The organism is Candidatus Thermoplasmatota archaeon, from assembly GCA_035540375.1.
In the GTDB taxonomy this organism is placed as follows: Archaea; Thermoplasmatota; SW-10-69-26; order JACQPN01; family JAJPHT01; genus DATLGO01.
In genome coordinates this window covers 1-9,201 of the sequence record DATLGO010000064.1, presented here as the reverse complement: position 1 = coordinate 9,201, position 9,201 = coordinate 1, and the positions used below count along the sequence as shown (strand labels likewise).

Annotated in this window: 10 protein-coding genes; 6 read left to right on the top strand and 4 right to left on the bottom strand. The window is 72.8% G+C overall.

Features of this window, described 5'->3' with window-relative positions:
* Nucleotides 1–326: 326 nt before the first annotated feature.
* Both VM889_07650 and VM889_07645 read right to left on the bottom strand, forming a co-directional pair.
* Nucleotides 327–1,601: an MFS transporter gene (locus VM889_07650; protein HVL48414.1), complete on the bottom strand. Its 1,275-nt coding sequence runs from the start codon at nt 1,599–1,601 to the stop codon at nt 327–329.
* Nucleotides 1,602–1,608: 7 nt separating this feature from the next.
* A complete protein-coding gene (locus VM889_07645) occupies nt 1,609–1,818 on the bottom strand; it encodes a hypothetical protein (protein ID HVL48413.1) in 210 nt (69 codons plus the stop codon).
* A gap of 209 nt (nt 1,819–2,027) precedes the next feature.
* On the opposite strand from VM889_07645, the gene rpsB reads away from it, so the two are divergent.
* The gene (rpsB, locus tag VM889_07640; GenBank protein ID HVL48412.1) at nt 2,028–2,663 is read left to right on the top strand and encodes a 30S ribosomal protein S2; all 636 of its coding nucleotides are present in this window, start codon (nt 2,028–2,030) and stop codon (nt 2,661–2,663) included.
* An 87-nt stretch (nt 2,664–2,750) separates the two neighbouring features.
* Here the strand turns inward: rpsB and VM889_07635 are convergent, their stop codons facing one another.
* On the bottom strand, nt 2,751–2,882 hold the full coding sequence (locus VM889_07635; GenBank protein ID HVL48411.1) for a hypothetical protein: 132 nt from the start codon (nt 2,880–2,882) through the stop codon (nt 2,751–2,753).
* 358 nt (nt 2,883–3,240) lie between these two features.
* On the opposite strand from VM889_07635, the gene mvk reads away from it, so the two are divergent.
* From mvk to fni, 3 genes are read left to right on the top strand one after another with little or no spacing between them, the layout of a single operon-like run.
* Entirely contained in the window at nt 3,241–4,215 is a 975-nt protein-coding gene (mvk, locus tag VM889_07630) for a mevalonate kinase (protein HVL48410.1), read from the top strand.
* A complete protein-coding gene (locus tag VM889_07625) occupies nt 4,212–4,967 on the top strand; it encodes an isopentenyl phosphate kinase (GenBank protein ID HVL48409.1) in 756 nt (251 codons plus the stop codon). Before mvk ends, VM889_07625 begins: the two co-directional genes overlap by 4 nt.
* Entirely contained in the window at nt 4,960–6,084 is a 1,125-nt protein-coding gene (gene fni, locus VM889_07620) for a type 2 isopentenyl-diphosphate Delta-isomerase (GenBank protein ID HVL48408.1), read from the top strand. Before VM889_07625 ends, fni begins: the two co-directional genes overlap by 8 nt.
* Here the strand turns inward: fni and VM889_07615 are convergent, their stop codons facing one another.
* A complete protein-coding gene (locus VM889_07615) occupies nt 6,085–7,230 on the bottom strand; it encodes a hypothetical protein (GenBank protein HVL48407.1) in 1,146 nt (381 codons plus the stop codon).
* A gap of 212 nt (nt 7,231–7,442) precedes the next feature.
* Here VM889_07615 and VM889_07610 point away from each other — a divergent pair, with 212 nt between their 5' ends.
* Together VM889_07610 and VM889_07605 are read left to right on the top strand one after the other, a co-directional pair.
* The gene (locus VM889_07610; GenBank protein ID HVL48406.1) at nt 7,443–7,835 is read left to right on the top strand and encodes a 30S ribosomal protein S6e; all 393 of its coding nucleotides are present in this window, start codon (nt 7,443–7,445) and stop codon (nt 7,833–7,835) included.
* Between the two features lie 16 nt (nt 7,836–7,851).
* Nucleotides 7,852–9,078: a translation initiation factor IF-2 subunit gamma gene (locus VM889_07605; protein ID HVL48405.1), complete on the top strand. Its 1,227-nt coding sequence runs from the start codon at nt 7,852–7,854 to the stop codon at nt 9,076–9,078.
* The last annotated feature ends 123 nt before the right edge of the window (nt 9,079–9,201 follow it).

The following is a 9,201-nucleotide window of genomic DNA, read 5'->3' as shown; positions in this document are numbered from 1 at the left end:
CCGCGTTTCTTTCCCGAACGGTGCCCGATTCACAGCCCCCTTTCGCGTGAGCCGTGCGGGGACGCGCGTGGCTGCCCCCTGAGCTGGCTAAACGCGCAAACCCGAGCGCGAACACTGGCTGCGGTCCCGGTCCCGGTCCCGAAACCCGGCGCCCGACACCCGACGCCCGACGCCCGACACCCGGACCCGGTCCCGGCGCCCGACACCCGGACCCGTCGCCCGGACCCGGTCCCGAGTCCTGGGACCCGACACCCGGTCCCGAATCCCGGCGCCCGACACCCGGCGCCCGCTCCTAGCGCCAGCGCGTGGAGGTGGATCGCGCGCGCTTACTTCGCGGGCGGCGCGGCGGCGGCGAGGGGCGCGGGAGCGCGGGCGGGCTCCTTCGACGCGAGGACGAGGACGGCGGGGAGGAGCGCGAGCGCGGCGGCGACGAGGCCGACGCCTTCGAGGCCGCGCTGGCCGTACACGATGCCGGAGCCCATCACGACGAGGACAACGAAGAGGCTCGTCGCGAGATCCGCGGCGCCCATGACGCGGGCGCGGCGCTCGAGCGGCACGAGGTCCGCGACGAGCACGGTGGAGGCGATGTAGGCGAAGCTCCAGCCGAGCCCCACGACGAGGAGGCCGATGGCGTGGCCGGCGAGGCCGGGCACGTACGCGACGCCGAGGGCGCCCGCGGCGAGGATGACCTGGCCCGCGAGGAGCGTGGGGCGGCGGCCCGCGCGGTCCGCCAGGCGACCGACGACGAGCGAGAGGCCGAACATCCCGATGAAGTGGAGCGCCATTGTGAAGCCCATCGCCTCGACGCCATGGCCCGCGTGCTCGAGCGCCGCGCCCGTCACGCCCATGACGCCCACCATCGCGGCCTGCGCCGCGGCGAGCGTCGCGAACGCGGCCGCGAGGACGACGACGCGCGCCGCGCCGGAGGCCGGGGCCGAGGCTGCGACGGCGGAGGCGGCGGGCGTCGCGGCGGCGCGGGCGCGCGCGATCGCGAGCGGCTCGGGTCCGCGGAAAATGACGAACGCGGCGAGGAGGAGCAGCGGCGGCGCGATGAACCACACGAAGCTGCGTGGATCGGCGCCGAGCCAGGTTCCGAGCGGACCTGAAAGGGAGAGGAGCGTCGGCCCGAGCACGGCGCCGAAGGTGGCGCATACCTGCACGAAGGCGACGCCTCGGCCGCGCTCGTTCACTGGAAGCAGGTCCGCGGCCGCGAGGCGCGTGAGGTAGACCGCGCCCGTGCCCGCGGCGAGCAAGACCGCGCCGGCGGAGAAGATCGCGAGCGAACCGAAGGCGTAACCCGCGCCGGCCGTCGCGTACCCGAGCGCCGCCGCGACGTATGCCGCGACGAGGACGATCCGTCGGCCGAAGCGGTCCATCGCGCGCCCCCCGACGAGCGCCCCGACGGCCGCGCCCGCGGAGAACGCCGCGAAGAACGCGCCCGCGTCGCCGGGGTTTTTCGAGAGGGCGACCCACGCAACGGATCCGGGCGCGGCCGTCATCGCGACCGCGACCCAGGCGAGAGCGAAAGCGAGGCCGAGGCGGGCGAGGCCGCCGCGCGCAACGGGGTCGCCGCCGGCGCCGGGAAGGAAGGGGATGCGCATGACGACCCTACCGGAAGCGCGGGCCGCAGCCCGGTTGGATGGCGACGTGGGCGAAGCGAGGGAGGGCGGGGTTCCGTCCGCGGAAGGCGCGCGGCCGAGCGAGGTCCGGGTCGGTCACCGGTTCCGCCACCCCGTTGAATCCCGACATCTCGGGCGCCTGCGCCTCGAGGGGCGTTCGGCGGCGCGGACCGTGCAGGCGCATCGCGCGGCGGGCCATGGCGGCGGGCAGGCGCGTGCGCTCCCGTCAACGTATCGGAGCCCCGGGCGCGCAACACGGGAGCGTTCCCGCGATATCGCGGGGGGCCCCGCTCGGCCGGGCCCACAACGTATAAAAGCGACCTCCTCTCTCCCAGGCTGCCTCGCCTTCCCCGCGGGAGGGCCTTTCACGCTTCCAGTCCGGTCCCCGGACGTTCGTTGGTGAGTCAGATGGTCGTGCAGCAGACGGAACAGGAACAGAGCCTGGGTCAGTACGAGAGCCTCGTCCCCGAAGACACGTACCTCGGGTGCGGCATCCACATCGGGACGCAGCAGAAGAACGCCGACATGAAGGGGTACATCTACCGCGTCCGCAACGACGGCCTCTTCGTCCTCGACGTCAAGAAGACCGACGAGCGCCTCCGCGCCGCCGCGAACTTCCTCTCGAAGTACCCGCCGGAGAAGATCCTCTTCGTCTCGGCCCGCCAGTACGGCCAGAAGCCGATCCGCGTCCTCTCGAAGCACCTCGGCACGGTCGCGATCGCGGGCCGCTTCATGCCGGGCACGCTCACAAACCCGAACACGACGCAGTTCTTCGAGCCCGAGGTCATGGTCCTCACGGACCCCGCGGGCGACTCGCAGGCGATGCGCGAGGCCCTCAACACGGGCATCCCGATCGTCGCGCTCTGCGACACGAACAACGAGACGCGCAACGTCGACCTCGTGATCCCGACCAACAACAAGGGTCGCCGCTCGCTCGCGCTCGTCTACTGGCTCCTCACGCGCGAGATCGCGAAGAAGTGGAAGAAGGTCGAGTCGGACGAGGCCTTCAACCTCACGATCGACGACTTCGAAGCGACGCTCTGAGCGCCGCCCCCTTCCACCGCGGGCGCGCCGAGCGCGCCCGCGCGCCGTCTTTTCTCATCCCATCCTTCCGGCGAGCGACCGCGCCGCTCACTCGTCGAGCGCGCGGAAGCCCGAGGGGACGGCGAGACCCCAGTACGTGACGGGCGCGGGTCCGAGGCCGAGCACCACGAGCACCGTGCAGCTCGCGCACCAGAATCCTTTGCGTCGATCGCCCGCCACGTTGCGCGCCGCCCCCCGGCAGGCCGGGCAAGCGGCGGTCGCCGTTTCAGGCGGCGGCGCCGCAGAGGCAAGAGGCCTGCCGGAAAGCTGCGCGGGACCGGGCTTGAAGCCCGCTTCCACGCGGGGCCATGCGCCAAGCGGTTGTTCGGGAACCCCACGGGAGGGCATGGTTCGTGCTCCTTGTCCCCTGGGGATAATGGGATTGAGCCACTCGTTTGACGAACCCCGCCGCGACCCCGCACCCGTTCAAACCGTCCGGACAGGCGACGACGAAGCCCTGGACGCAGGCGTCCCGAAGGCCGCGGAAGCCGGTCGGGAAGCCAACCTTCTTGCGGGACCCCGCGCTTCGGCCGGACCGGTGACGGCGACCGGCGCGGCCGCGGCGCTCACGAGCGCCCCGGCGAAGGTCATCCTCTTCGGCGAGCACGCCGTCGTCTACGGCGAGCCGGCCGTCGCGGCCGCGGTCGACCTGCGGCTCCGCGTGCGCGTCGCGCGCGGGCCCGCGGGCGGGCCCTCCACGATCAACGACGCCCCCCTCGCGTCCGCTTATCATCATTACCTGTCGGAGGCCCTCAAGGCCGCGGGCGAAGACAAGCCCGTCGCGTTCCAGGTCGAGGCGAGCGTCCCCGGCGGGTCCGGTCTCGGATCCTCCGCCGCCCTCGTCTCCGCATCGCTCCTCGGCCTCCTCGCGCTCGCCGGGAAGGCCGACCGCGCCTCGCCCGTGCCGCGCGAGACGCTTGCGCGCCTCGCGTACGACGTCGAGGCCGCGGCGCAGCAGGGGCGCGCCTCGCCCACCGACACGACGACCGTGACGGAAGGCGGCGCGATCCTCGTCGGCCGCGAGCGCGGGCCGGGATTCCTGTGGGAGATCACGCGCGGCGAGCGGCGATGGTCGCTCCACAAGGTCGAGCCGCCCGCGATGCCCGTCGTCATCGGCTTCACGCACGAGCGCGGCCGCACGGCGACCGAGGTCGCGAAGGTCGCGCGTTTCGTCGCCCGCACCGGTTTCGCGAAGGACGTCATCCGCGAGATCGGCGACGTCGCGCGGGAAGGCGCGAAGGCCGCCGCGAGGGGCGACCGGGCGCAGCTCGGGAAGCTTTTCGACCGCAACCACAACCTGCTCACGATCCTCGGCGTCTCGACGCCGCGCCTCAACCGCCTCTGCGAGGTGGCGCGGCGCCACGCGCACGGGGCGAAGCTCACGGGCTCGGGCGGCGGCGGCAGCATGATCGCCGTGAGCGACGAGCCGGAGGCGTGCGCGGCGGCCATCCGCAAGGCCGGCGGCGCCGCGTGGGTCGCGACGCTCGGCGCTCAAGGGGTGCGGTTCGAATGACCGTCGTCGTGAAGCTCGGCGGATCCATCCTCACGGACAAGTCGCGTTACCGGACGCTCCGGGCCGACGTCCTCGCGCGCCTCGCGGGCGAGCTCGCCGAGGCGCGCTTCTCGGGCGCGGTCGTGCACGGCGCGGGCTCGTTCGGCCACGTCCTCGCGCGCGAGCACCGGCTTTCGGAAGGGGGCGGCCGCGAGAAGGCGGCCCCCTTCGCGCGGGTGCACGCGGACGTCCGCGCGCTCGACCTCGCGGTGCTGGAGGCGTTGATTGCCGCCGGCCTCGCGCCCGTCGCGATCCCGCCCTTCGCGCTCCCCGACGACGAGGCGGCGCGCGTGCGGCCGTTCGTCGAAGCCGTCGCGCGCGGCCTCGTGCCCGTGACGCACGGCGACGCGGTCCTCGACCCCGCGCGCGGCTTCGGCATCGTCTCCGGCGACGCGCTCCTCGCGCCGCTCGCGCGCGCCCTCAAGGTCGAGCGCGTCGTCGTCGCGACGGACGTGGACGGCCTCTTCGACCGCGACCCGAAGCTCGGCGGCGCGCGCCTTCTCGAGCGCGTGCGATCGACCGACCTCGGCGTCGCCGAGGCGGGCGCCTCGCGGGCGCCGGACGTGACGGGCGGCATGGGCGGAAAGGTGAAGGCCCTCGCGGGCGTCGCGGCCGCGGCGACGCCGGTCACGCTCGTGAACGGGCTCGAGCCCGGTCGATTGAAGGACGCGGTCCTCGGCCGCGCCGTGAAGGGGACGATCATCCATGGCTGAGCGCAGGAAGCCCGCGAAGTCCGAGAAGAAGATCACGACGAGCCGCAAGAAGGACCACGTCGACATCATCCTCAAGGAGGACGTGCGCGCCCGCGCGAACGCGTGGGACGACGTCGCGCTCCTCCACGAGGCGATGCCCGAGGTGGACCTCCCCTCGGTCTCCCTCGCGACGACGTTCCTCGGCGCGAGGCTCGAGGCGCCCGTCATGATCGCGTCCATGACGGGCGGATACCCCGACGCGGAGCGCATCAACGGCAACCTCGCCGCGGCCGCGGCCGAAGCGGGCGTCGCGCTCGGCGTCGGAAGCCAGCGCGCCGCGCTCGTGGATCCTTCGCAGAAGCGCACGTTCAGCGTCGTCCGCAAGCACGACGTCCCGTTCGTCGCGGCGAACATCGGGGCGCCGCAGCTCGTCCCGCAGGGCGGGAAGCGTCCGCTCTCGCGCGCGGACGTGAGCGAGATCGTGGCGATGGTCGAGGCCGACGCGCTCATCGTGCACCTCAACTTCCTCCAGGAGGCCGCGCAGCCCGAGGGCGACCTCGCGGCCGCGGGCGTCGAGCACGCGATCCGCGATCTCGCGGGCGACCTCGGCATCCCCGTCATCGCGAAGGAGACGGGCGCCGGGATGCGGCGACCCACCGCGGAGCGGTTGCGGAAATGCGGCGTCGCGGCCCTCGACGTGGGGGGCCTTTCCGGGACGACGTTCGCCGCCGTCGAGCTTTTCCGGGCGCGCAAGGAGCGCGACGAGGCGCACGTGCGCGTGGGCGAGCTCTACCGCGACTGGGGCGTTCCCACGGTCGCGTCGCTCGTCGAGAGCCGCGTCGGGTTGCCCGTCGTCGCGACCGGCGGACTGCGCAGCGGCCTCGACGCGGCGCGCGCGATGGCGCTTGGCGCGACGCTCGCGGGCTACGCGAGCGCGGCCCTGCATCCCGCGAACGTCTCGGGCAGGAAGTGCGCGGAGTTCCTGGGCCACGTCGCCCACGAGCTCAAGGTCGCGTGCTTCCTCACGGGCGCGCGCTCGGCCGCGGATCTCGCGGCGAAGCCGGTGCTCGTCGGCGGCCATTCCGCGCGCTGGCTCGAAGCGCTCGGACATCCCGTCGCGTCGTGGGCGAAGCGGTGATCACGCGAACGCGATCTCGCGCGCCGCGACGCGGACGTGGCTGTCGAAGGTTTCCGTGACGACGAGGACGTGACCGTCCCGGTCGGGCAGCAGGTAGAGCACGACCGTTTCGCGGTAGTCCGTGCCGCCGCAGGCGTCGCACTCGGAGGCGGGCGCGCCCGCCGCGGCGAGGGAGCGCGCGATCGCGGGCTCGAAGCCCTCCGCCTTGTCGTCGAACGAGACGGCGGCGGACGCCATGTCGCCGCACGACGCGCAACGCCGCAGCAGGAGGGTCGACTCGGCGCCGGGCTCGATCGTCGAGAGCGTTCCGCCGAGCCATCCCGAGGCGGCGCGGCGGTAGGCGGGCGTCGTGACGGGGATGGGCGCGTCGTCCGGGTCCTCGCGCGCTCCGTCCTCGACGATGCCCTGGAGAAGGCCGAGGAGGCCGTCGTAACCGGTGCGGACCGCGTCGGGGAACCATGCGAAGATCGGGATCTGCCACTGGTCGCCCCGCGCCGGATCGACGAGCACGAGCACGGATCGCGGGAGATCCTCGTCGAGGAACCAGCGCCCCGAGACGCGGCGCTTGAGCCATTCGCCGACGAAGCTCGCGGCCTCGGTGACCGGGATGCCGCCGCCCGCCTCGACCGGGGCGCGCGCAAGGTCCCGCACCGCCGCCACGACGCCTTCGGGGCCCGCATCGTACGTGAGGTCGAGGCCGCTTCGGGCCGCGCGCACCACGAAGGCCTCGGCGGCGCGCTCGATCGACGCGGGCGTCGGGGATTCCGCGAGGCCGAGGTCGCGCACCGCGTAGTAGAGGGCGGGCGTCGCGAACGCGCCCGTCTCCCGCATCGCGGCGCGCAGGAATCCGAACATGGCGCCCTCGCGCTCGGGATCGACGCCGGGAAAGACGAAGATGGGAATCTCCTCGCGTCCGACGCGGACCACGAGGTCGACGCGGACGGTCTCGGGGCCGAGCGCGACCACGCGGCCCTGGTCCACGACCTCGAGGCCGCTCGACACGAGGCGGCGGGCGACCTCGCCCGCAAGCTGCTCGACGGCGGCGCGCGGGCGCCCGGCCGGGGTCGGCACCGTGACGCGCGGCCAATGCGTCGGCGCGTTCGTGGCGAGCGTGATGTCGCCTTCGGGAGCACGGACCGGACCCATGACGCTCCCGACTTCCCAGGCTTCCCGGGTATCCCTCTTGTGGGTCGGGCGTCGGTGGGTGCGTCCGCCACCCGCCCCGCGCCCCGACCCGGCTGAGACCTCGGGGGAACATCGCCGGCGATGGCCAATAGCTTTTTAAAGGACCTCCGTCATTCCGACGCCTGCGCCCGGCCTTCCGAGGCAGGGCCATCTCACGCTCCGGAGCGTTTCCCATGGTCGAATTCAAGGTGGTTGTCAATGACCCTCGCGACGGCAAGTCCTACCAGGTGACCGTCTCGGGTCAGCACGCGAACGTGCTCGTCCGCAAGAAGATCGGCGACGAGGTCGACGGCATGTTCCTCGGCCTCCCCGGCTACCGGCTCAAGATCACCGGCGGATCGGACCGCGACGGTTTCCCGATGCGCCCCGAGGTCCACACGGCGGCCCGCAAGGACCTGCTCGTCGCGGACTCCATCGGCTTCCGCCCGACCGCCTACGGCGGCCAGCGCCGCAAGCGCACGATGCGCGGCAACGAGATCTCGCCCGAGATCGCGCAGATCAACGCGAAGGTCACGACGCCCGGCCCGAAGCCCGTTTCGGAACTCCTCGCCGCGAAGGCGGCCTGAGAGGCTCCGCATGAAGGTGCCCAAGCAGCCTGAGGTCAACATCGGGACGATCGGCCACGTCGACCACGGGAAGACGACGCTGACCCAGGCGCTCACGGGCGAGTGGACGGACCGCCACAGCGAGGAGCTGAAACGCGGCATCTCCATCAAGCTCGGCTACGCCGACGCGGCGTTCTACAAGTATCCGGGCAAGCAGGGCGCCGAGGCCTTCGGCGTCCAGGACAAGGCCGAGGACGGCACGCCGGGCGAGGTCCTCCGGACGATCTCGCTCGTCGATTCGCCCGGCCACGAGACGCTCATGGCGATCATGCTCTCGGGCGCCGCCGTCATGGACGGCGCGATGCTCCTTGTCGCCGCGAACGAGCCGTGTCCGCAGCCGCAGACGAAAGAGCACCTCATGGCGCTCGACCTCATCGGCGTCAACAAGCTCGTCATCGTCCAGAACAAGATCGACGTCGTGAGCGAAGAGCGCGCCCGCGAGTCGTACCGCGAGATCAAGAAGTTCGTGAAGGGCACCGTCGCCGAGAACGCGCCGATCGTGCCCGTCTCCGCCCAGCAGGGCATCAACATCGACGCGCTCGTGAAGACGCTGCAGGAGCAGATCCCGACGCCGAAGCGCGACCCGAAGAAGCCCGCGCGCATGTTCATCGCGCGGAGCTTCGACATCAACAAGCCGGGCTCGCCCCCCAAGGACCTCAAGGGCGGCGTCATCGGCGGCTCGCTCGCGCAGGGCGAGTTCTCGGTCGGCGACGAGATCGAGATCTCGCCCGGCCGCAAGATCGAGGAGCACGGCCGCACCCGCTGGGAGCCCATCGTGACGAAGATCACGGGCATCGTCGCGGGCGGCAAGTCGTACAAGAAGGTCGGGCCCGGCGGCCTCCTCGGCGTCGGCACGCTCCTCGACCCCTCGATCACGAAGGCCGACAACCTCGTCGGCAAGATCGCCGGCAAGCCCGGCACGCTCCCGCCCATGGTCGCCTCGTTCACGATGAACGTGAACCTGCTCGACCGCGTCGTGGGCGCGGGCGAGGACCTCAAGATCGAGCCGCTCAAGACGCGCGAGGCGCTCATGCTCAACGTCGGCACGGCCACCACGGTCGGCACCGTCACGAGCGCGCGCGGCGACGTCGCCGAGGTCGCGCTCAAGCTCCCCGTCTGCGCGGAGCCCGGCCAACGCGTCGCCATGTCGCGGCGCGTCGGCGCCCGATGGAGGCTCATCGGGAACGGGGTGATCACGGCGTGAAGGGCGGCAAGGCCGCCAAGGACGCGAAGCCGAAGAAGGCCGCGCCCGCCAAGCCCGAGCCGAAGCCCAAGCCCGCCGCGAAGGCGCCCGCCCCCGCGAAGCCGGCCGCGGCCCCGCCCGCGA